Genomic DNA, 24,532 nt, shown 5'->3' with positions numbered 1-24,532 from the left:
TTGTTTACGGGCCTAACTTGCGAGAATTTCGTCCACCCAGACAGGCAGCGTTTGCGTTGCCGGCCCGATGCGAATGTCATCGAACTGGCTGCCTACCAGCGACGGTTCCAGATTGAATTCAACCGTCCGGGCGCCGAAACGCCTGGCCTCGGCGACAAATCCCGCAGCAGGGTAGACATTGCCGGATGTTCCGATACTGGCAAACATATCTGCACCTGACAGGTGCTCGAAGATCTCGTCCATGTCGTATGGCATCTCCCCGAACCACACGATATCCGGTCGCGCGCTGGGCCGTTGGCAGTTGGGGCAACTGTCCCCCGCCGCCATGACCATGGGCGCAGGCCAGCGATGATCGCAAGCCGCACACAGCGCGCCGCTCAGAGCCCCATGCATGTGCATGACACGCGACATGCCCGCTCTCTCGTGCAGGTCATCCACGTTTTGGGTGATCAAAACGACTTCGCCGGGGAACGCCGCTTCCAGCTTTGCCAGTGCAAGATGGCCTGCATTGGGCGACGCCTCAGCCGCCTGCGCGCGGCGGGCGTTGTAAAAATCGACAACCAGCCTGGGGTCGCGGGCAAAGCCTTCGGGCGTGGCCACGTCTTCGATCTTGTGCTGTGCCCACAACCCGCCTTCGGCTCTGAACGTCCCAAGGCCGCTTTCAGCGGATATGCCTGCACCTGTGAGGATTACGATCTTATTCATGTTCGGAAGTCCTTTTCGCGACTGCTTTCATGCCGTGCTGGTGCGACGGTGTCAAAGCGGATTGCGGTCAGCCTGCTAAAACACGCAGCTCACCGGCCAGAAACGGTAACTCCGTCAAGGCGGGATCAATCACCTGGGTTTGTATCAGGCGGCGCATCGTCTCGGCGATGTTGCGCGGCACATCGTCGGCCCAATCGTCGCTTGCAAACAGCGAAATCCGGCGCGCAAATGGCCTGAAAGGCAGCGGGTGGGCAACCAGCTGATCGTGAAACCGCTGCGCGCGCATGTATCCCAAGGGGGTCGTAACCGCCCAGCCGATCCCGCGCGCGACCATTGCCATCAAGGCGAGATGGCTGCCGATTTCAAACCGGTTGGGGTGATTTCCAGTGTGTTTCGCCAAGGCTTCATCGATCTGGTGGCGGATCAGCTGATCCGCATCGTAGCGAAGAAAGGGCAAGCCATCGGGGGGCGGCAAGGCGCCGTTGGCCAGGTGAACACCACGCGGCGCCACCAGGATAAACGGATCGCGCGCCAGCGGGTATTCCACTACACTGTCGACCGGTCGCCCGGCGTTCGCCGATATCGCCAGATGCAAACGCTTTCCGGCAATGGCATCCGTCAGCTCGTTGCTGGATGCGGTGATCATCTTGAGCTGACATCCCGTCAGACTATCCGCGAGAATGGTGGCCAGGCGCGGGGTCAGCTTGTCATCGAAATCGTCAATGATGCCGATACTCAACGCCTTGAGGTGGGCAAGGTCCATGACCGTCAACTCGCTCTGCGCCAGCCTGATCTCAGCCAGCGCCACCTCGGCCCGTGCCAGAAACAGCGTGCCAGCGGGCGTCAAGCGCATCGGTCGGCGCCCATGATCGACAAGTGCGGTGTCAAGTGCTGCCTCCAGATTGCGCAGCTGCTGGCTGACGGCGGGCTGACTAAGCCCGGTCAGGCTGGCCGCCTGTGCCACCGATCCGGAGCTGGCAAGCGCCTCAAAGACCTCCAGTCCGCGCAAGGTAATCCCTTTCATCATTGCATCGCCTCCGCGCAGTTTTCGATTTTGTAAGCTTAAACGATCAGGAGCGTATGAAAACATGGATCTGGCGCATGTCAGATGAAGATAATGTAAAACTGCCTGCCATGATGAGGGTGCCTTGCACCCGCTGGTGCAATCCGTGACGATGGGGCAAAAGTGTTGAGGAACCGCCCCATGAAAATCGCAACCGCCGCCTATCCACTCGATTTCCTGTCCTCCTGGGCGCAATATGAGGACAAGCTCGAAACCTGGGTCGCAGAGGCGTCGCAAGCGGGGGCCGACCTTGCCGTGTTCCCCGAGTATGGCGCAATGGAACTGGCCACGCTGGCCGGTCGCGACGTCGCGGGGGATCTGGAAAAATCTCTTTTCGCCGTGTCCGAGCGCTTGGAGGATGCCAACGCAGTGCACAAGAGCCTCGCCGCGTCCTACGGGATGCACATTCTGGCGGCATCTGGTCCCGCGGCCACCGGAACGAGACCTGTCAACCGTGCGCGCTTGTTTGCACCGGGCGGACAGATGGGTGTTCAGGATAAACAGATCATGACCCGGTTCGAGCGTGACGTCTGGCGTGTCGTGGGGGGAGAACCATTGCAGGTGTTTGACACCGCTCTGGGTAGGTGCGGCATCCTGATCTGTTATGATTGCGAATTCCCGCTTTTGGGCCGCGCTCTGTCGGAATGCGATTTTATCCTCGTTCCTTCGTGCACCGAGGCCCTTTCAGGCTACTGGCGGGTGCGCATTGGCGCAATGGCGCGCGCGCTGGAGACCCAGTGTGTCGTGATCATGTCCGCACTGGTAGGGGAGGCGTCCTGGTCGCCAGCGGTCGATGTGACAACCGGTGCCGGAGGCGTATTCGGGCCTCCCGATGTCGGCTTTCCGCAGACCGGCGTCATCGCGGTGGGTGATATGAATGCCCCGGGTTGGACCTGTGCGGAGATAGAGCTGGACACCATCGCCAATGTGCGCGCCGACGGCCGTGTACTTGGACGCCGCCACTGGACGGAGCAGAAAGGGCGGGAAAACGCTGCGCCATTTGTGTCCATGCGCTGAATCCCCCTTGAAAATGCCAGCGAATGCGCGCATTTAAGCGTCGTCCGCAACTTGGTGGGCGTGCAAACAAGGAGAAACCATGGCCAAGGAAGATACGCTCGAATTTCCCGGTGTCGTGAAGGAACTCCTGCCGAACGCGACATTTCGGGTCGAGCTTGAAAACGGCCATGAGATTATCGCACATACGGCAGGCAAGATGCGTAAGAACCGCATCCGCGTTCTGGCTGGCGACAAGGTGCAGGTCGAGATGACCCCCTATGATCTGACCAAGGGTCGGATCAACTACCGCTTCAAGTAAGCCCTTGTTTATACTGGGGTCTGGGAGTCCGCGCCGCAAGGAATTGCTGGCGCAAATCGGCGTTGTACCAGATGCGATCAGGGCACCTGACGTTGATGAGGACCCCATGAAGGGCGAATTACCGCGCCCGTATTGCGTGCGCATCGCTCATCAAAAGGTGCTGGCCATCGAGGCGGATGCGTCGGATGTCGTGCTCTGCGCCGACACTACCGTTGCCATGGGGCGGCGCATTCTGGGAAAACCGGCAGATCGGGCTGAGGCCGCGGAGTTCCTGTCGCGTCTTTCAGGCAGGCGGCATCGTGTCATTACCGCCGTTGCGGTGAAGCGTGGCACGGATCTCTGGAAAAAAGATGTGGTGAGCACGGTGCGAATGAAGTCCCTCTCGCAAGAAGAACTATGCGCCTATCTTGATACCGGGGATTGGCGCGGCAAAGCAGGTGGCTATGGCATACAGGGTCCTGCCGGTGCTCTGATTCCGTGGATCAGCGGATCTTTCACCGGCATTGTCGGCCTGCCTCTGGCAGAGACCGCAAATCTTTTGCGCGCAGCAGGCGTGTCCCTGAAAGGTCGGGTTTCATGAAAGGGCGCAGCATCATTCTGGACCATGTGAACGATCGCGAAACGGCCGCCCTGGTTGTCGATGGTCAGTTACAGGACCTGCTGATAGACGCTGATGCCCCGCGTCCGGGCACCGTGTATCGCGCGGTGGCGGATCGTCCCGTAAAAGGGCAGGGCGGCATGTTTCTGAAAACACCCGATGGCCCCGCATTTCTGCGAAAGGTCAAGGGCCTGGCCCCCGGTCAGCCTCTGCTTGTGCAGGTCACCGGATATGCCGAGCCCGGCAAGGCGCTGCCCGTGACGCAAAAGCTTCTCTTCAAGAGCCGCTATGCCATCGTCACGCCGGGCGCGCCGGGTGTGAACATCAGCCGCGCGATCAAGGACGAGGCCGAACGGGACCGGCTGCTGGAAATTGCCCATGATGTTCTGGATGGCCAGCAAACCGGGCTGATCCTGCGGTCCTCCTGCGTTTCGGCAGATGCTGACGAGATAGCCGAGGACGTTGCCAACATGGCCGATCTGGCCCGGCGTGTCACCCTGGATGACGGTCAGGGCATGGAAACCCTCGCCGAGGGTGACGGACCCCATGTGCTGGCCTGGCGCGATTGGGTCGATCCGGCTGACATCATCACGGAACCCGGCGGGCTCAACGCGCTTGGGGTGTATGATATGCTCGACAACCTGCGTCGTGCAGACGTGGCGCTGGCAGACGGCGCCAGTCTTTTTGTCGAACCGACACGCGCGCTGGTCGCGGTCGACGTGAACACCGGCAAAGACACGTCTCTGGCTGCCGGGATCAAGGCAAATCTCGCCTGTGCCAGGGCGCTGCCCCGCGAGCTCCGTCTGAGGGGCTTGGGTGGGCAGATTGTGGTGGACTTAGCGCCCATGCCCAAGAAAGATCGCCGCGCATTCGAGACTGCCCTGCGCCAGAGTTTCCGCGCGGATGACGTGGAAACAGCGCTCGTGGGTTGGACGCCGTTGGGCCATTACGAGCTGCAGCGCAAGCGCGCAAGGCTTCCGCTTGAAGAGGTATTGCGGTGAGCTGTCCGATCTGTGGAAAGAAAGTCTCGCAAAGCCTGCGCCCCTTTTGTTCCAAGCGCTGTGCCGATCTTGATCTGGCCCGCTGGTTCAACGGAAGCTATGCGGTGCCATCCAATGACCCAGAAGATCTGGAGGAGCTGGACAAAGCTCTGGACGAGGCGACGCTGAGCGACGATCCGACATGCAAACCCCATTGAAACTGGAAGACCCCTGACCTTGCATCCGCCCGAGGAGCGATGAACCGCCGCAAACTGGCTGCCATGGAGCGTGAGCATTGCGATATGAAACAGCGTGGGATGCGAGCAGGAACAGTGCCAACCTCTCGGATGACGTGGATGTTTTACCAATGCGCCCAGCAAATGTGACTCGGGCGAAAAAGGCACTGGACAGTATCTATGCAACCTCATAGAAACCGCGCACCCAGTCATTCATTTGGCAACCCTGCCCGGGTAGCTCAGGGGTAGAGCAGTGGATTGAAAATCCTCGTGTCGGTGGTTCGATTCCGCCCCCGGGCACCATAAATTACCAGAAAAAATTAGCCTAAGTACCCGAAAGACAGGGATTTCCCTTGTTTTTCGGGTTTTTCATGTTGACAAATGTTGCGTGATCCCGCAACAAATCCCGCAACAAAATTGAAAACCGGGTAAGCTGAAATGACTCGACTATCCTTCGAAAACATCACTAAAGAGGCGACCGACGCCGCGGTCTCAAAGGTTTGCGACCGGATTTTGTTTAGGTGCGTAAGCGACGCACCCCCGCCAGACTTTGACGCCAGCCTTGCCGCTTGCGATCGACTCGTAAAGGATCGCCGACCCCACAAATCTCGCCCGATTTGGGACACCTATTTGCCTGCGCTGATCGGTTATGCACTATTCGCGTTAAACTGGTGGGTTCTTGCCAAACTACTTATCCCCTGATCTCGCGAGTTGATTTTTAAAAACCCGCAACGTAGACAGGGAAATCTTTTGTCGCCGCGGGGGCTACTGTATGCGCAAGGTATTGATTTTCATGTTTTCTGTTTCTTTCTTCTTGATTTTTTTGATTGTGGCAGGGTTGACGCTAACCCGCAACACGGCCGACCGGGTCGCCTACTTCAAGACGCCGGAACGCAACCGCCTGTTGATCTACACTGCGCCGATTCCGGATGATCCCGGCGACGCCCGCGCGATTTTGGACCGTGCCCCTTGGACTGAGGGACAATTGACGGCCGCCTACCTTTACGCCCCGGCCGACGCCGAGGCCGCCCGTCTTTCCCTCACTGCCGCCCCGGCCTCTTTCCTTGCGGCGTCTGATGCTGTCGAGACGGCTGCCCCTGCGTTCTCTTGTCGCCTCACAATCGCTCCGACCGGCTCAAAGGTCTGGGCAGGCGATTGCTCGGGAGGCTGATCTGTGGGGATCACCAATGATCGGGGCCGCTACTATTTCGTGATGCGGGTTCCTAAGAGGTTTAAGGGTATCGTTTGCGGAAAGGATGGAAAGCCCGTCTCACAAGTCCGCCAAGCCCTCTTTACCGATAGTAGAGACGAAGCCCGCGCCAAGGCGAAACAAGTCGAGGCGGCCTATCTGGCGCAATGGGAAGCGCTCGCGGCGGGGGATGGCGCGTCGGCCCACAAACACTATCAGAATGCCCGCAAGATCGCCTCGACCTATGGCTTCACCTATAAGCCGATTGACGACGTCGCCGCGGGTGACTTGCAGGACCTGGTCCGTCGTCTTCTGGCCCTCGGCGAGGGGGAAACCGTCGCGCCGCCTGAAATCGCCTCGGCGATCATGGGGACGGTTCCCGCGGCAACGCCAACGCTTATGGAGGTCTTCGAGGAATACAAATCCTTGACGTCCGTCGATCGCCGCGAGAAATCCGAGGCGCAAGCGAAGCGGTGGGAAAGCCTGCGCCGTCATGCGGTTGAGGTCTTCAACAAGGTCATTTTTGAGGACCCGAGGTTTTCAGAGGACCCTTTGCCGGTTGGTTCTATCACCCGCGCTCATGCGCTTGCCTATCGCGAGCATTGGGCAAAGCGGGTTGAGGCGGGCGAGGTCACCGCAGGCGCGGCAAACAAGCATATCGGCATCCTCGCGACGATCCTTGAGACGTGGTCCAAGCTGACCGACGTCCCTCTTGCGAACCCGTTCAAGGGTCTACGCCTTGCCCCCGGAAAGGAAGGTCGAATCCCGCCCTTTTCTCCCGAGTGGATCAGCGGCAAGCTACTCGCTCCGGGCGCTTTTGACGCGCTCAATGATGAAGCGGCGGACGTTTTCCTGATGATGATCAACACCGGCTTGCGACCTTCCGAGATCACGGACGCGCCGCTGACTGATTTCGAAACCGACGCGCCGATACCGTTTTTTCGGGTCGCCGCCCACGGCCGCGAATTGAAAGTCTCCCACACCGAACGCGAAATTCCCTTGCTCGGCGTATCTCTCGCCGCCGCCCGCCGGATCGTCGCCCGCGGTGGCATCGGACGATATGCCCACAAGGCAAACGGCTGGTCGGCGGCCGTGACAAAGCACCTTCGGGTCCATGGTCTTCGTGAGACTGACAAACACACCCCTTACAGTCTGCGCCACGCGATGGAAGATGCTTTGCAGCGTGTCGGCGCTGACGACCGCATTCGGGCTGACATCTTGGGCCACAAGTACGCGCGGCCGAAGTACGGGGACGGCGGCGCACTTCCTGCTCGTTTGGAGGTCTTGGAGAAGGTCGCCTATCCTGCCCGACCCGAGGACGCCGAAACTTGATCCCGGCGCTCCTTCTGGTGGCGCTCTTTGACGTCTCGGACCCCCTCGTTGTGGTTGATGGCGACACGGTCAAGAACCGCGAGCGCGGTCGCATGAGGATCGAGGGGATCGACGCCCCCGCGCCGGATTGGCGTGCAGAGTGCCTGCCGGAAAAACTGCTTGGGGTGCAATCAAAGCGCCGCATGGAAGAACTGGTCTCGGCGGGTGTCGAAATCGAGTTTTTGGGTCGGTTTGACAACTTCAACCGACCCTTGATCCACCTTCGGTTGCCCGACGGTCGGCGTGTTGGCCACGTCCTGGTCGAGGAAGGGTTAGCCGTCCCATGGGCAGGTGAGCGTAAAGACTGGTGCAAAAGCTGACTCTGATGAACACAGTGCGCAGAAAGCCGACTTTGCAAAGTTGGGACCTTGGTGTCTACTTCGAACCCAAAGTCCCAAAGCTGCAACTCTCTCGAACAGTAGCTTGCGGCGTTACAAGCCACGATATTTCTTTGCTACTTGCCAGTTCTGAGAATACAAGACTAGAGGAGCCGCATAGCAGGTTGGCGCTCTATTCGACATCGAGAGGCCTGTTTCAATGGAAGGTTTAATGCATATCTCGGACGAAACCGCTTCGGTGATCAAACGGGCAGAAGAAGCGGGCCTTGAAACTGATTGCGTAGTATCTGAATTTCGCGGGAACGTTACAAATCACTATTACGTCCTTTTTCCTCAAGGTAAAGAAAAGCGGCGATTTGGCGTGTCCAGCCAAGAAAGAGCCGAACTACTACTAGCAGTTGAATTTGAGCGATTCTCCTTCTTGGGCAGCTACGATGCGATTGTGGACTTGAAAAGCGGGCGAATTGAAGCTGCCATTTCGCCAAGGGATCCATTTAATTTTGCACTAATGGAAAGACGGTTAGGTCTCGCTCAGGTTTCAGGAAGTGATGAAGTAGAAGGCAATGACGAAGTAGCAGATTTCGCCTTGCGGGCTGAGCGGCCCGACGGTATCTGGGTGGAGATATCGAAATGTACAGAAGACTTTGCAGCCCTAGCTTTGCGGCCCGCTGCTCGCCGACCAATCAGTCTAAAGATTTCTCTTGGCGGTGAGCGAAAGTACGCTTCAGCGCTGAAGGCACTGGAAACGATCTCCAACTCGCTCTTTTTTCAGTTGGACATGGAGAGAGGCGTGGCCTTGGCTCTTCGAAAGACGCTTCGTAGAGGCCAACCAGTTCGGTCCCGAAGTTCAACCACTGATGAACCGGCAAGTATTCGGTTTCCTGCGTTCGAGTACGACGAAGCACCAATCTCTCTGTATTGGTATGCAAGAAGTGCTCGGGGAATGCCACTCTTGCAGTTTCTAGCCTATTATCAGGTGGTTGAATACTATTTCCCAAATTTTGCTAGGCTCGATGCCGTTAGGGGAGCTCGAAAGATTCTCAAAAACCCCAGTTTTAGAGTGGATCGGGAATCTGACCTTACCAAATTGGTTGCAACGATATCCGGTAGTGGAAGAGTGGGCGCCAGTGAGCGCGAGCAGATGAAAGTGACTGTGTTGGAAGTGCTAACATTGGACGATGTTAGGCAGTTTTTTGACGACAACGAAGAGATCTCAGAAATAATTGGCAAAAAACGAAAGGGCATCACAGATAAAACCGTAAACGTTGTTCGAAGAGACCACGATCATCGATCTGATATTGCGGAGCTTCTCTATGATATCCGCTGCCGCATTGTTCATACTAAGAACGGCTTTGAAGGCCCTCAATCGGAGATGATTCTACCATTTTCGACTGCAGAAGAAGATATGTGGGCGTATACCGAGTTGATGCAGTTTGTCGCGCAAAATGCTTTGGTTCGGTCCAGTTCGGTCTTAAGTTCTTTGTAGTTGTCGAAAACTTAACGATAGCCGACAGAGCGCAATTGCGGCAATGTTGTGTTTTGTCCAACAGCACCGCCTACCAGCCTTCAAGTTCAACGTCCGGTTCGGGCTGGCCCGGTTGGTTCAGCAACTCGAATCCATTACGGTCGTGTCTGCGCATTAGTTTCTGTCAGGAAGGGACTGTCAGGTGAAATTGAAGCAGGAGCGCGATAGCGAACGGGCAAGGAAGCAACGTTCCGACAGGCGAGTGCGGGACGTTGCTCTAAACAGAAAGAAGGCGGCTGACGCTTTTACTGAAGAGGTCGTCGAGGAAGCATTCGACTGGGTAGAGCGCGGCGGGCTTCGACGGCTCTGGACAGTCATTAAGGTGATTTTTGGCCTGCTGTTGCTTATTACAGCTATTGCTCTGGTGCTTATCCTCGACACCGCCGCATAATCCCTTGGGTGATGTTCTTGTGAGGCCGCCTGATGAACGTCCAGTTTGGGCTGCATGTGGACACTTGTGTCGGATCACAGCCGCGTCGTTGCGCGGACTAGCCCAACCGTCGGTGACGCTCGAAAAACGGCCCACCTCATTTCTCCCTTGTAGGGGCAACGCCTGCATTTCATGTGTTTCTCGGCTTCGATCAGTGGCATGAAGGGCTCAAAGCGCATGTATAGCTGATAGGTTGCCACCTTGTACGACGCAGAACACCCCGGGCACGTCACCATGAGCATGTCGCGCGGGGTAAGGTCTTCCACCCGGATTTGAAACTTGAAGCCTAGAGAGACGGGATTGAGTGGCATGGCGTGAACATATAAAGAACATTCAATGCCAGTCTAGGGGGGTGATATGTGCAATCTCTATTCAATGACCAAATCTCAGGACGCCATTCGCGAGGTCGCCAAGGTTTGGGAGGATCGAACCGGCAACCTGCAAGCGCTGCCCGAAATCTATCGGGACAAAATGGCTCCGACCGTTCGGGAGGGGCCGGACGGCCGCGTTCTCTCGATGATGCGTTGGGGAATGCCGTCACCCAAGTCTAAGCTACCGGCGAGCGGTCGGGACCCGGGCTTGGCAATTGTTCGGAATACAAAGTCCGGCCACTGGCGGCGCTGGTTAGGCCCGGACAATCGTTGCGTGGTGCCGTTCACCAGCTTTTGCGAAAACGACGATCGCACGAAAGCAAAGGTTTGGTTTGCTCTGGACGAAAGCCTCCCGCTCGCCTTCTTCGCGGGTATATGGACGGAATGGACGTCAATTCGGAAAGTCAGGGATGGGCCGACGGACGACACGCTTTTTGCCTTCCTGACCACCGAACCTAACGCCACCGTTGCCGCGGTTCATAAAAAAGCTATGCCGGTGATCCTGACGACGCAGGCCGAGGTCGACTTGTGGTTGTCCGCGCCGATGGATGAGGCTTTGACACTTCAACGACCGCTAGAGGCTGGCGCGCTGCAAATCATCTGATAGGGGTGAGTGGTCGGCGCGTGTTGCTCTAGCCCATGCGCCGGGCGATCACTCTCGCCCGGTCAATCGCGCAAGTTTGGGCTTGGCGTTTTTCCAGTTCTGCCTCAATCCGCAAAAATGCGGGCAGGTAGGCGTCGCCGTACTCTGACACCAGTGCAGCGGCCACCGTGAGCGCCTTTTCTAGCTGCTCTTTGTCAACCGACACTGAAGACCGCCCGGATCGAGTAGAGGGACAGTTTCTTGCGGAACGTGTCCGGCGCGAGACCGGCGAGATCGGCCGCCTTGCGCTTGTTGCCCCCGGCTTCGGTCAGGACGTGGCCGAGATAGTTTGCCTCGACGGATTTTATCACGTCTGCAAGTGTCCGGCCTGCCATGTCGATCTTCATCGTTTTTGCCTCAACCGTGGGTTGGCTGCTCTCAGTCTCCGCCATGGGACGCACCTCGCTAAAAATGGGTAATCGCAAATCACCGGGTGATTTTGTACACTCTACTCTAAGGCGAAAATCCCGCAACATAAAAGTAATCGAACCTTTGGGAAACCAGGGCCGAAAACCGGAAAGAGTTGGCTGTAAGGGATAATTTTAGCCGTTTTGTCCCACCTTTTCCTTTCTTAAAGCCGATCAGATCGTCATTCTGGAAGAACACATCCAAATCAGGCACGGTTTGAAACTGTAATCCCGCAACATATTGGTCCACAAGTTAAGGCATCCGATTAGAGGTGCTTTTCCATGTCTGACCATGACGCAGATCAACCCAAAGGCGAAAACGTCACGTTATCCGAAGGCGATTGCCTCGCCGTTCTCGCTGCCCTTCCCGAAAACTCATTCGACGCGATCGTAACCGATCCGCCTTATCATCTAGCGTCGATCGTAAAGCGGTTCGGCGGTCCGAATGCGGCCGAGGCGAAAGAGGGGACCGACGGTCTCTTTCAGCGATCCTCTAAGGGCTTCATGGGCAAGGAATGGGACGGCGGCGATATTGCCTTTCGTCCTGAGACGTGGGCCGCAATGCTGCGGGTCGCGAAGCCCGGCGCACATCTGGTCGCCTTCAACCACTCCCGCACCTTTCACCACATGGCGACCGCGATCGAGGCGGCCGGTTGGGAAATCCGAGACTCGATCTTTGATCTCTACGACACGGCCGACGCTTGGTCCGACTTCCTCGATACCCTCACCGCCGATCAAGCCAAAGGCTTGCACCGCGCCCTCGCCGGGGCTGACGGCCCGCTGATGGGATGGCTTTACGGGACTGGCTTTCCAAAATCTCACGACGTTGCGGCCGGTATCGACATGCTGCGCGACGATCACGCCGAAATCATCAAGGTCACTGCATGGATCGCCGAGGCTCGCGATCGTGCCGGTCTGACGAATGCTAAGATTGACGAGGTGTTCGGGACGAACGGCATGGCCGGTCACTGGACGACAAGAGGTGCGCAAGCCGCTATCCCGAAGCCTGACCAATGGAACCGGCTCAATAGTCTTTTTGCTATGTCGGTCCCCGCCGAAATCGAGGACCTGGTCGATCGCCTAAATGATCGCAAAGGGAAGCCCGGCGACGCGTGGGGTCGGCGCGAGGTCGTCGGCGAGGAAACCTATTCCCGGACTGATAACGGATCATGGGCCGAGCATGTCGAAAGCGGCATGTTTAAGGGCGGTGATCGCACCCGCAAGATAACCCGCGCAACCGAGGCGGCATTGCAATGGGAAGGGTGGGGGACCTGCCTTAAGCCCGCGATTGAGCCGATCGTTCTCGCCCGTAAGCCGCTTGCCGCCGGGTCTGTCGCCCGCCAGACGATTGCGACCGGGACCGGCGGATTGAATATCGACGCCGCCCGGATACCGGACGGCGATCGCTGGCCTGCGAACGTGACGCATGACGGTTCGACCGAAGTTTTGAAGCGGTTCCCCTTTGACGAAACCGGCTCTTTCGGTCGGTTCTTCTATTCATCCAAGGCCAGCAAGGCCGACCGTGCCGGGGCAAAGCACCCGACCGTCAAACCTCAAAGCCTGATGCGCTGGCTTGTTCGCATGACGACGGCGCGCGGCGGCCTTGTCCTCGACCCGTTCGGCGGGTCCGGCTCGACCGCTTGGGCGGCCGCGACTGAGGGTCGCCGCTGCCACCTGATCGAGCGCGACGCCGAATATGCCGCGCATATCCGGTCACGCCTTCCTGAATTTGATCCGACCCGAATTGCCGAGGCCGCCGCGGCCCGAGCCAAGTCGGCCGCCGAAAGCGCGACCGATAAGCAACCCTCTCTCTTTGGAGACGTCACAAAATGAACGCTGCATTTCACCTAAACCCGACCCGCGCCGAGGCATTGACCTCTTTCGCTAACCCGAAGCTGCTGCACTTTCTTGCCGCCGCCGCGACTGCCGAAGTCAGCGACCGCCCGCTGGCCCGTGTGGCGGGTCTGGATGGCGCAAACCTAATGCTTTTTCGCGCGGCGGCAATTGAACGCGGTTTTCTGGATCACGGCACCGACCGCGTGACCCGGGCCGGGTGCAAATGGGCTGCGGGCGAGTTCGCCCCTTTTGCCGCACTGCTTGCCAAAGCTGATCGGGGGTCCTGATCCATGCTGTCCCCCTATCCCCGCCGCCCTCGGCTTCTGGTCGCGGCCGCCTCGATCGTCGTTTCCAACGGGGGCGCGAAGGTCAAGCCGCTGACTGTCGCTCTTGCAGATGAGGCCGCACTGGAAGCGGCCCGGCACAATCCGCACCGGGGCGCAGTTTTCCACACTTGGGCGGCCCACGTCCAAGCGGTCGCCGACCTGATCGCCTCGATCAATGCGGACGAAACCGCCCGAAATCTCGCACCCCGTTCTCCCCTCACCGCCGATAAGTAAGGACCTTTCGCCATGCCCGCGATCACTCCCGACCAAGCCGCCGCATATCTTCGCCACACCGTAGGGGCTGAGCCGATCCGCGAGATCGCTCGCGCCGAAAGTGTTCACGCCTCAACCGTCTTGCGCCGTATCCGCTCAATCGAGGATGCGCGGGATTGCCCGATTTGGTCTCAGATCTGGGACGACATTTCCCGCGAGTATGCCGCCCCCAAGACCGACGCCCCCCGCGGCTTCGACCTTGAGTCGCTGCTCTACTACCTCGGAACGTCTGCTTACGAAGTTTCGGCCGCGCTCGCGACCGCCTCGATCGGCCGGAAGTCTACGGTCTCGATTTTGGTCGGGATCGAGACCGCCCGATCGCCCGTCCTGCAAAATGGCGACCAAGTCGCGACGATCTCCCGCCCTGCTGCTCTTGGTCTGGTCTTGTCCGGCGTGGCGCGCTGCAAGCCGGGGCAGGGGACCGTCCGGGTTGCCCGGCTGGAATTGACCGGCGTCGCCCCCGACGCCCTCGGCGAGATCAAGACGCCCCCGCCTGTCCGGCCCGCCGTCCATCGGATCGCCTCCGAGGGTCGAAAGAGGTACGGCCCGGCGTTAGGTTCGGCGCTGATTGCCCAGATGGAACGGGCCAGCCGCATGTCGGCCGCCAGATTTGAGGCCGAGCATATCGCGCTTGTCTGGTCCATGATCGAGACAGCCCAGACCGATCCTGCCCGCTTTCTGGACGCGATCGCCGACCTCAACATCGGGGAGACGCTGACCGCGATTTTCAAGGCTCTGATTGTGGACGGTCTGGGGTTCGAGGCGATCGAAAAGGCGCTCGGCTGGCCCGCGCGGTCCTGCAAAATGATCTTCCTGATCGCGCTCGATCTGGCCCGCGACCGCGGATATGCGGCCTGACCCGTGGCAAAGGTTGAACCTCTCGCCCCGCGCCCGTTTCCCTGCATGGTCTGCGGCGTCGAGCCTGCGCCCTACGGGTTACGCTGGCCCGGCTTCAAGGACGCGCGACCGGCCTCGATCCGCGACGCTGGCATCTTCCGGCACTGCGGGTCGGTCGAGTGCAACGCGCAAGGTATCGCCCGGATGCAGAAGGCGGCCCGAACCCCGTTCCCTTGGCCCTCGACCTTCTACTCGAAAGACGTCCGCGACCGTGTCGCCGAGATCACCGGGGAACCCCCGCCACGCCCCCGCGCCCCCTCAACGCCGAAACCTCAACCCCCAGAAAACGACAAACAAGGACTCCTGTTATGACCAAGAAAAAGCCGACCACCACACTCAAGAAATCGGCTCCAAGCCTCTCGGGATCAGTCCACCCCGAAGCCGCGCCCGAACATGAAGGCGAACCCCCGAAAACGGCCTCGCAAACTGTCGGTCCGGTCGAGCCGAAGCCCGAGGCGGTGACAGACGCAACCGCTAAGCCACCGGCCCCCGCCGCGCCACCGACCACCCCCGCCGAGTTCAAAATGCCAGCCGACACAAAGCTAACGGTCGGCAAACTTGAAACCAATTGCGAAGACCCGGCCGCCCTGATCGCGAAAGCGAGCAAGGACAAAGAGGCCCCGTTTATGGACGTCCCCGAAGGCTGGACCGAAAGCGCGGTCTGGACAGGCAAGGGCTATCTGGACGTCCTCGACCCTGATCCGCTGGCGATCAACCTTCAAGAGGTCGCCCGCGGCCTTGCGCGTCAATACCGCTTCGGCCCTGCCATGGAGGACGATTACACGGTTGCCGAGCATTCGGTCGGCGCATTCCGTATCATGCGGTCGATCGGGATTGACGAAGGTTGGGACCCTCAAACCCGCCTCAATTTGGAGCGCGCGGCGCTTCTGCATGACGCCCCCGAATACCTGATTGGCGACATGCTTTCCCCGATCAAGCGCCAATGCCCGGCCTACCGTGACATCGATGGGTTTATGTCTCGGGCTGTCGAGACCCGTTTCGGCCTGCCTGCCTTCATTCTGGAATGCGACGAAGTCCGGGAAGTGGATCGCCTCGCCTGCGATACTGAGGCCCGGGTCTTCTTGCCGAAAATGCCCGCATGGCCCGGCATGTCCGACGGTCACCCGGACGGCATTTGCCGCACCACGAAACCAGCCGCCTATTTTCTGCGGGTCGCTGACAGTCTGGGGCTGCGCTGATGCCCGGGTTTATCTTCTCGGGCCTCTGCGCCATGGCGGCCGTCCCTCAGTTCTACACGGGAAACGAGATCGCGGGGGTCGCCTTTGCAGCGCTCGCGGCGGTCCCTTGGTTCCGGGGCTGACGTGCCCGGTCCCCTCTTGATCCTCGCAATGGTTCTGGTGAGCGCGCTTGGCGGTGCGCTTGTCGGGACCCTTCAAGCACTGGTGCTCTGATGGCTTTGTCTGACGACGTGAAAAAGCAGGTTTCGCTTGTGGACGAGGCCGAGCGGGTTGTCACATGGGACACCCGCAAATCCTCCCCAAAGCGGGGCGACTACTGGTCGCCGTGCCCCTTCCATGGCGAGGCGACGCCCTCTTTCCATGTGACGGAAAAGCCCGGCACACCCGGCCAATTCTATTGTTTCGGGTGTTTCGCAAAGGGGTCTGTGATCGACTTTGTCATGGCTCTTGACGGCGTCTCATTTGGCGAGGCGGTCAAGCGTCTCGCTGATAGCGGCGGCGTCGGCCGAGTTGTAGATCCCGCGCAGCAAAAGCGCGTCCGTGACGAAGCGGCCGCGCGTCAGGCCGCCGCCGAAGCGGAGGCCGAGGCAGAGGCCGAACAAAGGCACGCGTCTGCTTTGCGCCTTTGGAAAGACTGCGCGCCGAACCATATCGGGCCGGTCGCGGATTATCTGATCGGCCGGGGGATCGACCTCGACGCGCTCGGGGGCGTGCCTCCGACCCTGCGTTATCACCCAAATTTGCCCGCCCGATCCGAGTCCGGCCAGATCATCTATCGCGGCCCGGCCATGGTCGCCGCGATCGGCCGCGGCCGTCTGGTCGGCGTCCATCGGACATGGATCGACGGCCCCACCCGCGCCCGCCTTCCTGATGGAACCAAAGTCCCCAAAGCGTCCCTTGGCCGGACCGGCTCGATCTACGGTCAACCTGTGCGCCTGACACCGCCTGCGCCGGGCGGGGATATGATTGTCGGGGAGGGGATCGAAACCACACTGGCGGGCCTAGTCCGCTTCCGTCGTGATATGGGCGACAAGGTCGCGGCCGAGTGTGCCTTGAACCTCGGCGCTATGACCGGCCCCGCCGACCCGGACGCTCCGGCCGAGGGTGTGTCGTCTGCAACCGGCAAGGCGCTTCCGTCCCCGCGCCCCTTGTTCGACACCGACCGCCCCGGATGGCTTCCGGCCGAGCCGGTTCACTTCTGCATGATCCTCACCGATCCCTCGACAAAATGCCCTGAGACTGCCCGCCTCAACGCCGAGCGCGCCCGCGCCAAAATCTCCCCGCGCTGCACCCATGCCGCAAGCCTCGCGATCCCCCTCGACCGATGGGACCACGGCGAGGATTTTGCCGATCTCGCCCAGAAAGGACTCCTGAAATGACCGACGCCCCAAAAACGCCCGCAGACTTCACCGCGATCAAATCCGAGATTGACGCCGCAAACCTCACACCCTGGTCGAAAGCCCGCATTCGGTCGGCGCTGTCTGGCATGGCTTGGATTAACCCGCCTGCGGTGGACGGGTCCGCAATCGAGGCCGCGGCCGACGCGATCTTTCAGGTTCGCCACGGCTGCAAGGTCGATAAAGAAGGGGGGCACGCGCCCTTTGATTATTGGGCGGCCGAGGCGGCGCTTGCGCAAGTGACGCCGCGCCTCGATCTGCTTACCGTGATCGACCACCATATCGGCTTTTCGTTCAAGACGTTCGGGCCGGGGGAACGCCTCGCGGGGACCCTCGATCACATCGAGGACGAGCTGGTCGAGATCAAGGCCGATCCGCACGATTGCGAGGAATGGGTCGACCTGATCTTACTGGCGATCCAAGGCGCGGCCCGGCATGGGCACAACGCCGAAGCGATCGCCGGAACGTGGCTGGCCAAAATGTCCAAGAATGACGCCCGGGATTGGCCAGACTGGCGCACGGCCGACCCGACAAAACGGATCGAGCATATCCGAACGCCAGTCCGCCCGGCGGCATGTCCAAATTGCGATGAAGGCACGGTCGAAGATGCGGCTGGATGCGTCTGGGATTGCCCCGACTGCGGCCCCGATGAGATCGACTATTGATCCCCGCGCCCCTGCCTATCTGCCCTTAGAACGAAGGCTGATTTATGTCCAAAACCCCAAATCTGCCGGGTGGCCCACGCCCGGCCTCCCTGACCATGTCCGAACGGCTAAACCTCGAATTGAACGACGCCGACAACGCCGCCCGGCTGTTGGCCGTTTATGGCGAGGACCTGGTCTTTGTGGACGGCAAGGGTTGGGCGGTATGGGATGGGTCTCGTTACTCCTTTCGGTCCGGCAACCTTGCCGCGATCGAGATCGGACACCGACTGCGCGAGATCATCCAAGAGGAAGCCGAGGCCGCCCGCGAATTGCTCGAATTTCCAGAATGGCAAATCATGGCGCGCCTAGAGGAAAGCCGCTCCCGCCGCACAAAGCCGATCCTTGTTCAGCCGGACGCCGCCCGGGCGGAATTGGTTCAAGAGGCCGTGGTCAAACTGAAAAACCACGCCACAAAATGCGGTAATCTCGACAAGATCAAGAAAGCGCTGGAGTCGGCCGAACACCGCCGCCGCGCTGAGGTTGACGATCTCGACAATGATCCCTTTGCATTTGTCGTGACAAACGGCCAAGTCGATCTGCGCAAGGCAGCCGCTTGGGACCCTGCGGGCTTCTCTGATGAGCGCGAGGCGCAGGCCGCAAAAGCCGACTGGTTGCGTCCGACGGATCGGGGCAGTCTGCCGTCCAAATGCGGGGGCGTCGCCTTCGATCCCCTCGCCGCCGCTCCCGGCTGGATCGACTTCATTGAGTTGATCTTGCCTGATCCCGAGGTCCGCGATTGCGTCCAGCGTATCCTCGGGGCGACCTTGCTCGGCGAAAACCGCGCGCAAGTCTGCATCATACTGCGCGGCCCCGGCGGCAACGGCAAATCCACGCTCTTGAACGGCCTCCAAGCCGTCCTCGGCACGAAGGACGGTTATGCGGCCCCCTGCAAAATCGAAATGTTTCTGGAAACTGGCAACGGATCGAGCGGCGGGCCAACGCCCGAGGAAATCAACCTCCCGGGCGCACGCGCCTATATCGCGACCGAACCGGGCGCGCGGGACATTCTGTCGGCGAAAAAGATCAAGGGCCTGACCGGGGGTGACAAGCGCATGTCGCGCGGTCTGAATAAGGATTTCTTCTTCTGGACCCCCCGCGGCGTTCCTATCCTGTCTTGCAACCGGACGCCCAAGATCAAGGATGAGGACGAAGGGACCCGCCGCCGTCTGGTATTTGTCCCCTTTGACGTCAATCTGCGCGCTCTCCCGGTCGAGGAACAACGGCCGCAAGCCGAAGTGGAAGCGGAATTGCAGGCCGAAGGCTCGGGCATTCTAAACTGGCTTTTGGACGGCTTCGCAGAGTTTATGCACAAGGGCATTGATATGCCCGAGGCCATGCAGGAATTGAAAGCCTCGCTCATGCAATCTGCTGACCCGGTGGGGGTCTTTCTGGACGACATGGTCGCGATTGACACCGGCTCACGGATCAATGTCACAGACTTTTACAAGGTCTATGAACGCTGGTGTGACGAAGCCGGGCACACGCTTTACCAGTCAAAAACGGTCCGCGAGATCATGGTCGAAAAGGGCTTCGATAAGACGAAATATCAAGGGTATCACTGCTGGAAGGGCCTCACATGGGCGGCAGATGCGGCCCCGATCGTTAGTGACGTCCTCGGGGCTGACGCAATGCCCCGCGCTCCCCTCCCGCCCGAAAGGCCCCCTTTCTGACCCCCGCGCCCCCTTGGGGATATTAAGGGGACTCCCCCCTTTTCCCCCTATCGGGGCGGGGGGAGGAAAGCGGAGCGATCCGGGGGATCGCAAGGGGAATACGGCCCCCGCCGCACCCCTGACGGGGGCGGGGGCGAAATTGCAGGCCGCCTATTCGGCGGCGAGGACATGAAGGCGGAAAGCGCAAAATGGAAAAAACGAATAAATCGACCGCAATACCTCCCCTAATTCCCCCAACTATCCCCTTTGAAATATCATCTAATCTATTGAGAAATAACAAAAAGGGGAGAAAGGGGAGAAAGGGGAGGCCGCTAATCACATGAGAAAGAATTGCTACAGAAAAAATAGGATGGATGGGGCTAGTTCGCTCCCCTTCTTCCCCTAAGTCCCCTCGGCATGAAAAAAGAGGCTAACACATGGCGAAACGCAAAACCAAACCCGTCACATTGCCGCCCTTCGCGTGGAATACTGACGGCGATACCGGCACAAAGGACGCGAAGGGACGCCCGATCCGTGCGCCTTTGGCCCGAAAAGCTGTGGAGTTGACGGCGATCGAGGTTCGGACCCTCGCCGAGAATGGCGAAACGGTCGAGCGCGAGCGGGTGCCGGTCTGGCGCGGCAAAATCTCGGGCGCGGTGGCCAGTTTACCCGAGACCGACCGCGAGGCGCTGGCAGAATATGCCTTTTTCGTCTCCCATGTAGGCGCGTCCTCTGGCGCAAGCGACCCTACAAGCGGCGGCGGGGGATCGAGGCCCACGCCGACCGGGCCGAGCCTGTCCCGGATCGAGGCCGCCCAAGCGCTCGGCCGTGTCCATGACGCCTTGAAGGGGCGGGAGATACAGGCGCACCCACGGGGCCGCGCGCTCTCATTCCGTCGCTTGATCGAGTTGCTTGCCGTGGATGAAGTCAGCCCGACCGTGATCGCCCGAAAGCTGGACCTGAAACCAAAGGAACGCCCGTCCCGCCCCGCCTTCGCCGCCGTGAAAGGTGCAATTCCGATCGCCTCGGCGATTGTTGCGGCCGCCCTCGGACACCGATCGGACATTCGGTTGGATTGACGAAATCCCGCAACACCCGCTCGGCCGTGCTATATCCCTTGCCATAGTCGAGGAATTGCGCGGCGGATCGGTTCTCTTGCTCTCCCGATCCTGCCCCTTTCTCGATACACCGCCCGGCTTGAGCCTCGACCGCACCCCGAGGATCGCCGGGCGGTTTTGTTTCCGGGGGATGCAATGCCGATCCAGCACAATATCAAAGACCTTGAGCGCGGCTTGAACAATACCGCCCGCCGTCAAATCCCTTTCGCCGTTTCCCTCGGGATCAATAAGACCCTAGAGGACGTCAAGCGAAACACGGATAAGCGCATGTTGCGCGTCCTCGACAATCCGACCCCATTCACCATGCGAGCCTTTCGGGTCTTTCGATCGACAAAGCGTCGCCTGACCGGATCGGTCAAGGCGCAGCCGATACAGGCCGCATATCTCAAGTGGGCCGAGGAAGGCGGGACGCGAACCCCAAAAGGGCAGGCGATCGTCGTGCCGATTGGTCAGCGTGTCAATAAATATGGCAACATGCCGCGCCGTTCGATCGGCCGTCTCTTGGGTCGGTCCGATACGTTCTCGGGATCGCCGGGCGGACGACCTGGTCGAGGCGGTATCTACAAAAGAACCAAGCGCGGCCTGAAACTCATGGTCGCTTACGTCTCCCGGGCGCGCTACTCGGACCGGCTTCGATTTGTCGAGACCGCGACCAAGACTGCCGACGCCCGTTTTTCAGTCCAAATCGAGCGGGCTTTAGCCGTGGCGCTGAAAGCGTCGAGATAGAGGGTCTTCGGGTCCTCTCTGGCGTCTAGCGCACACGGGTAATTCGCGCCCCGTTTTGTGGGGGTTTTTATTCTTCGCCGCGACTTCGGGTTTGGGTTTCTGTTGTTGTTCCCTTGCCCTTGGAGACCCCGCCCATGTCCGACGAAATCAAGTCCGACTTTCGATCTCTCACCGCCGCCGAGGCCGATCTGGTCTCGCGGTATCCGTTGCCCGATGGGGTTTCGGACGCGCTCGTGAATAAGACGCAGTTGGAAACTGCCCTAGGCGTTTCCGGCGTCACGCTTGCGGCGTGGATTCGCAAAGGTCTGCCGTGTGAGCAAGAGGGGACGAACGGCCGGGCGTGGCAATTCCGGCTTTCGGTAGCATTCGCATGGAATGCCGCCCGGCAAGCCGAGGACCGGGCGCGGGACGCCGAGGCCGAGGCCGCCGCGCAGCAACTTGCGCTGGCGCTGTTAGGCGACGGCGGGTTGGGCGCGAATGCCGGACTCTCGCTTGCTGAGCAACGGCAGATTTTGGAATTGGAACACGTTCACGCTGTCGCCGCCCGAGACCGGGGCGAGTTGATCCGGCGGCCCGAGGTTGTCGAGGGTTTCGAGGTTGTTTTCGCTGCTATCCGGGATGCTCTCGACGCACTTCCCGACCGCCTTGCCCGGGAGATCGGGGTCGAGGGTCGCGATCTGGAACGGATCGAAACGGCTTGCGACGACGTCCTCGCAGAGGCCGCCCGGAAGGTGACGGCAATCATTGGTGAGGTTGATCTGGAAAATGAAAAAGGCACCGTATCAGGCTGACCCGCTGCCCCCTTGGGTGACCGTTGATAAGGCAATCGCCGAGGCGCTGCCGAACCTGAGACCGCTTGCGCGTGTTTCGGTTTCCGAGACCGCCCCACTTCGCTCGATCGAAGCCGGGGGGCAGTGGGTCAAGTGGCGTCCCGACGTCGCACCGTACATGAATGAGCCGGGCGACCTCATCACGTCGCGCCGGTTCGACTCCGTGGCCTTTGTCGGCCCGGCGCGGTCCTCTAAGTCAGAGGGCCTTGTTATCAACCCTTTGACCCATGCGATCCTAGCGCAGCCGCGGGTCGTCTCCGTCTTCTCTCCGACCAAAGACGCGGCGCAAGAGTGGTCGGTCGGGGCGCTGGACTCACTGATCGCCAATAGCCCGGAATTGCGCGAGCGCTTGCTGTCCGGCAAGGGTGGCGACAACGTCTTCGGGAAGAAATTCCGCGGCGGTTGCCGTTTGACGATTGATTGGCCGGTTAAGCAAAAGCTGGCGCAGCGGTCAATCTCGCTTGTGGTCGGCACTGACTACGACGCCTTTCCTGATGATATTGGCGGCGACGGCGAGGCTTTCCCATTGATGCGAAAGCGGACTGAGGCCGCGGGATCACGCGGCATGACAGCGGTTGAATCGTCTCCGCGAAAGCCGATCCTAAATGAAAACTGGACAGCCAAGACCCCGCATGAAGCCCCGCCTTGCGAGGGCATCGTCGGGATATACAACCGCGGCTCGCGCGGGCGGCTATACTGGACCTGTCCAGATTGCAGCGGGCTTTTTCAGCCGACCTATGATCGCTTGGCCTATCCCGACGAAGGCTCACCCGCCGACCGGGGGGCGGGGGCTTACATGGTCTGCCCGCACTGCGGCGGCGTAATCGAGGCTCGGCAGAAAGCCGAATTGAATGCGCTCGCGCAATGGCTGCACGAATGCGAGGGGGGCGAGATCGTCCCGATCCATGACCTGAAACGGAACGTGGCGACCGCCTCTTTCTGGTTGCCCGGTCCGGCCGCCGCACTCGCGCCGTGGTCGCGGATCGTTTCTCGCGTCCTTGAGGCCGAGGAAACCTATTCCGAGACTGGCGGCGAAACGGCGTTGCGCGCGGCATACAATGTCGAGTTGGGCTTGCCTTATCTGTCCCGCGCCCGCGGCGCGGCGGAAGGTCTGACCGCCGACGCTCTGCGCGATCTGGCGTCGCTTCACCCTTGGCAGGAATGTCCGCCCGAGACGCGGTTTGTCACGGTTGCGGTTGACGTCCAGTCGGGCCGGTTTGTCGTTCAAGTCGAGGCTTGGGGTCAGGATATGGAGCGCGTCGTTATCGACCGTTTCGATCTGTTTACGCCCGTGGGTGGTGACGACGGTCGCCGCCTCGATCCGGCGAAATACGCCGAGGACTGGCTGGTTTTGGAACCGCTCGCCAACAAGGTTTATCCTGTGACGGGCGCGGCTCACGGCCTGCGCCCTCTCGCCGTCGTGATCGACATGCAGGGCGAGGCAGGGGTCACCCCAAACGCGCGGACCTTCTGGCGTGACATGAAGTCGAAACACCGCGGCCGGTTCTTCCTGCAACGGGGCCGGGGTGGCGACAACGTCAAGCGTGCAGCCCTTTTGTACCCGGAGACGGCGCATAAGGGCAAAGATCATGTGGCCCGGGACGTTCCGGCGATCAACACCGGGACCGACCGCCTCAAAGATGAGATTGCGGCGTCACTTCTGCGGACCGAACCCGGTCCGCGCAAGCTGCACATTTCTGCCCATGCTCCCGCAGAGGTATTTGACGAATTTGCGGCCGAGCGCCGCGGCCCGAAGGGTTGGGAACCGCGCCCGGGCGTTAAGCGAAACGAGGCGTTGGACCTGTCGGTTTATGCGCTGGCCCTCGCGATCGTCCTCGAAATCGAGGCCGTCGATTGGGAAAAACCGCCTGCCGTTCTGACGATTGGCCCGGACAATCCCCGGGCGGTCCCGCTCGGCGATCCTGACAACCTGGTCGAGGACCCGGAAGGCCCGGACGTTCCCGCGCCACAACCTAAAGCCAAGGCGCGCCGGGGATGGGGTGTCCGGCGAGGGGGTAGCAAGTGGTGAAGTTTATTCCGCTTCGGGCATGGCTCGCTCTGGCCGCCGTTCTGGCGGCTTTCGCGCTCTATCAAATCGGCGTCCTTTCGGGCGCTGCGGTTGAGCGTTCCGAGGAAACCGCCCGGGACGCGACGGCCGCGATCGAAACTCTGGAAAGGATGAACGATGCGGACACTAGCCGCGGCAATCCTGCCGCTGATCTTGATTGGCTGCGCAACCGAGGCACCGCTGAACGCGCGGGCCGCCCTCGATAGGCTGCAAGACCTCGCCACACCCCACGCCGCCGCCCTCGCGGGCGAGGACGTCAACGAAATGCGCCGGACTGGCCGCGATCTGATCGCTTCGATCGACGCGGCCGCCGGGCCTCAATGAATAGGGACACTCCC

The 24,532-nt window shown here is 60.4% G+C and carries 29 protein-coding genes and 1 tRNA gene; 26 read left to right on the top strand and 4 right to left on the bottom strand.

All coding sequences use genetic code 11. The annotated features are described in order from the left end of the window. Positions 1–12: 12 nt before the first annotated feature. Together KX928_RS17640 and KX928_RS17635 are read right to left on the bottom strand one after the other, a co-directional pair. Complete coding sequence (locus KX928_RS17640; protein WP_219505349.1) at positions 13–705, bottom strand: NAD-dependent deacylase; 693 nt, start codon at positions 703–705, stop codon at positions 13–15. 67 nt (positions 706–772) lie between these two features. Then, positions 773–1,729 (bottom strand): LysR family transcriptional regulator, encoded by a 957-nt coding sequence (locus tag KX928_RS17635; protein WP_219505978.1) that lies wholly within the window; start codon positions 1,727–1,729, stop codon positions 773–775. 180 nt (positions 1,730–1,909) lie between these two features. Here KX928_RS17635 and KX928_RS17630 point away from each other — a divergent pair, with 180 nt between their 5' ends. The 12 genes from KX928_RS17630 (at position 1,910) to KX928_RS17575 (ending at position 10,725) form a co-directional block, all read left to right on the top strand. Next, positions 1,910–2,785: a carbon-nitrogen hydrolase family protein gene (locus tag KX928_RS17630; protein ID WP_219505347.1), complete on the top strand. Its 876-nt coding sequence runs from the start codon at positions 1,910–1,912 to the stop codon at positions 2,783–2,785. A gap of 79 nt (positions 2,786–2,864) precedes the next feature. Continuing rightward, on the top strand, positions 2,865–3,083 hold the full coding sequence (gene infA, locus KX928_RS17625; RefSeq protein WP_005978431.1) for a translation initiation factor IF-1: 219 nt from the start codon (positions 2,865–2,867) through the stop codon (positions 3,081–3,083). Positions 3,084–3,087: 4 nt separating this feature from the next. Next, a complete protein-coding gene (locus KX928_RS17620) occupies positions 3,088–3,663 on the top strand; it encodes a Maf family protein (RefSeq protein WP_219505344.1) in 576 nt (191 codons plus the stop codon). Then, positions 3,660–4,682, top strand: coding sequence for a ribonuclease E/G (locus KX928_RS17615; protein WP_219505342.1), 1,023 nt, complete (start codon positions 3,660–3,662; stop codon positions 4,680–4,682). Before KX928_RS17620 ends, KX928_RS17615 begins: the two co-directional genes overlap by 4 nt. Further along, entirely contained in the window at positions 4,679–4,879 is a 201-nt protein-coding gene (locus KX928_RS17610) for a DNA gyrase inhibitor YacG (protein ID WP_219505340.1), read from the top strand. Before KX928_RS17615 ends, KX928_RS17610 begins: the two co-directional genes overlap by 4 nt. A 246-nt stretch (positions 4,880–5,125) precedes the next feature. Continuing rightward, positions 5,126–5,200, top strand: a tRNA-Phe gene (locus tag KX928_RS17605). A gap of 469 nt (positions 5,201–5,669) precedes the next feature. Further along, the gene (locus KX928_RS17600) at positions 5,670–6,068 is read left to right on the top strand and encodes a hypothetical protein (RefSeq protein WP_219505338.1); all 399 of its coding nucleotides are present in this window, start codon (positions 5,670–5,672) and stop codon (positions 6,066–6,068) included. A gap of 3 nt (positions 6,069–6,071) precedes the next feature. Further along, the gene (locus tag KX928_RS17595; RefSeq protein ID WP_219505336.1) at positions 6,072–7,418 is read left to right on the top strand and encodes a DUF6538 domain-containing protein; all 1,347 of its coding nucleotides are present in this window, start codon (positions 6,072–6,074) and stop codon (positions 7,416–7,418) included. Continuing rightward, a complete protein-coding gene (locus KX928_RS17590) occupies positions 7,415–7,777 on the top strand; it encodes a thermonuclease family protein (RefSeq protein ID WP_219505334.1) in 363 nt (120 codons plus the stop codon). The genes KX928_RS17595 and KX928_RS17590 overlap by 4 nt, the downstream gene beginning before the upstream one ends. A 229-nt stretch (positions 7,778–8,006) precedes the next feature. After that, entirely contained in the window at positions 8,007–9,281 is a 1,275-nt protein-coding gene (locus KX928_RS17585) for a hypothetical protein (protein WP_219505332.1), read from the top strand. 181 nt (positions 9,282–9,462) lie between these two features. Beyond that, the gene (locus KX928_RS17580) at positions 9,463–9,711 is read left to right on the top strand and encodes a hypothetical protein (RefSeq protein ID WP_219505330.1); all 249 of its coding nucleotides are present in this window, start codon (positions 9,463–9,465) and stop codon (positions 9,709–9,711) included. 396 nt (positions 9,712–10,107) lie between these two features. Further along, on the top strand, positions 10,108–10,725 hold the full coding sequence (locus KX928_RS17575) for an SOS response-associated peptidase (RefSeq protein WP_219505328.1): 618 nt from the start codon (positions 10,108–10,110) through the stop codon (positions 10,723–10,725). Positions 10,726–10,753: 28 nt separating this feature from the next. Here KX928_RS17575 and KX928_RS17570 read toward each other — a convergent pair whose 3' ends face one another. Then, complete coding sequence (locus tag KX928_RS17570; protein WP_219505326.1) at positions 10,754–10,930, bottom strand: hypothetical protein; 177 nt, start codon at positions 10,928–10,930, stop codon at positions 10,754–10,756. Next, positions 10,920–11,156 carry a helix-turn-helix domain-containing protein gene (locus KX928_RS17565; protein WP_219505325.1) on the bottom strand — a complete coding sequence of 79 codons (237 nt, stop codon included), beginning with the start codon at positions 11,154–11,156 and terminating at the stop codon, positions 10,920–10,922. Before KX928_RS17565 ends, KX928_RS17570 begins: the two co-directional genes overlap by 11 nt. A 297-nt stretch (positions 11,157–11,453) precedes the next feature. Between KX928_RS17565 and KX928_RS17560 the strand changes: the two genes are divergently transcribed. The 14 genes from KX928_RS17560 to KX928_RS17500 all read left to right on the top strand — a co-directional run bounded on the left by KX928_RS17560 (position 11,454) and on the right by KX928_RS17500 (position 24,518). Then, positions 11,454–13,004: a DNA methyltransferase gene (locus KX928_RS17560; RefSeq protein ID WP_219505323.1), complete on the top strand. Its 1,551-nt coding sequence runs from the start codon at positions 11,454–11,456 to the stop codon at positions 13,002–13,004. After that, a complete protein-coding gene (locus tag KX928_RS17555; RefSeq protein ID WP_219505321.1) occupies positions 13,001–13,294 on the top strand; it encodes a hypothetical protein in 294 nt (97 codons plus the stop codon). Before KX928_RS17560 ends, KX928_RS17555 begins: the two co-directional genes overlap by 4 nt. A gap of 3 nt (positions 13,295–13,297) precedes the next feature. Next, complete coding sequence (locus KX928_RS17550) at positions 13,298–13,567, top strand: hypothetical protein (RefSeq protein ID WP_219505319.1); 270 nt, start codon at positions 13,298–13,300, stop codon at positions 13,565–13,567. Between the two features lie 12 nt (positions 13,568–13,579). Further along, positions 13,580–14,464: a DUF6456 domain-containing protein gene (locus KX928_RS17545; RefSeq protein WP_219505317.1), complete on the top strand. Its 885-nt coding sequence runs from the start codon at positions 13,580–13,582 to the stop codon at positions 14,462–14,464. A 347-nt stretch (positions 14,465–14,811) separates the two neighbouring features. Then, complete coding sequence (locus KX928_RS17540) at positions 14,812–15,702, top strand: HD domain-containing protein (protein ID WP_219505314.1); 891 nt, start codon at positions 14,812–14,814, stop codon at positions 15,700–15,702. Beyond that, positions 15,702–15,824 (top strand): hypothetical protein, encoded by a 123-nt coding sequence (locus KX928_RS24105; RefSeq protein WP_257883913.1) that lies wholly within the window; start codon positions 15,702–15,704, stop codon positions 15,822–15,824. The genes KX928_RS17540 and KX928_RS24105 overlap by 1 nt, the downstream gene beginning before the upstream one ends. A 90-nt stretch (positions 15,825–15,914) precedes the next feature. Next, a complete protein-coding gene (locus KX928_RS17535; RefSeq protein ID WP_219505312.1) occupies positions 15,915–17,081 on the top strand; it encodes a CHC2 zinc finger domain-containing protein in 1,167 nt (388 codons plus the stop codon). After that, a complete protein-coding gene (locus KX928_RS17530; protein WP_219505310.1) occupies positions 17,078–17,764 on the top strand; it encodes a dATP/dGTP pyrophosphohydrolase domain-containing protein in 687 nt (228 codons plus the stop codon). The genes KX928_RS17535 and KX928_RS17530 overlap by 4 nt, the downstream gene beginning before the upstream one ends. A gap of 44 nt (positions 17,765–17,808) precedes the next feature. Next, entirely contained in the window at positions 17,809–19,473 is a 1,665-nt protein-coding gene (locus KX928_RS17525; RefSeq protein ID WP_219505309.1) for a DNA primase family protein, read from the top strand. A gap of 416 nt (positions 19,474–19,889) precedes the next feature. After that, on the top strand, positions 19,890–20,531 hold the full coding sequence (locus tag KX928_RS17520; protein WP_219505307.1) for a hypothetical protein: 642 nt from the start codon (positions 19,890–19,892) through the stop codon (positions 20,529–20,531). A 174-nt stretch (positions 20,532–20,705) separates the two neighbouring features. Then, positions 20,706–21,296: a hypothetical protein gene (locus tag KX928_RS17515; protein ID WP_219505304.1), complete on the top strand. Its 591-nt coding sequence runs from the start codon at positions 20,706–20,708 to the stop codon at positions 21,294–21,296. A gap of 134 nt (positions 21,297–21,430) precedes the next feature. Next, the gene (locus KX928_RS17510) at positions 21,431–22,087 is read left to right on the top strand and encodes a DUF1441 family protein (protein WP_219505302.1); all 657 of its coding nucleotides are present in this window, start codon (positions 21,431–21,433) and stop codon (positions 22,085–22,087) included. Then, positions 22,062–24,155, top strand: coding sequence for a terminase gpA endonuclease subunit (locus KX928_RS17505; protein WP_219505301.1), 2,094 nt, complete (start codon positions 22,062–22,064; stop codon positions 24,153–24,155). The genes KX928_RS17510 and KX928_RS17505 overlap by 26 nt, the downstream gene beginning before the upstream one ends. Before the next feature lie 156 nt (positions 24,156–24,311). Then, entirely contained in the window at positions 24,312–24,518 is a 207-nt protein-coding gene (locus tag KX928_RS17500; protein ID WP_219505299.1) for a hypothetical protein, read from the top strand. The last annotated feature ends 14 nt before the right edge of the window (positions 24,519–24,532 follow it).

It is taken from the genome of Roseobacter insulae (assembly GCF_019375555.1).
Lineage (GTDB): Bacteria > Pseudomonadota > Alphaproteobacteria > Rhodobacterales > Rhodobacteraceae > Roseobacter > Roseobacter insulae.
Note: the sequence above shows the minus strand (reverse complement) of the source record. Positions and strands in the feature narration are given on the sequence as shown.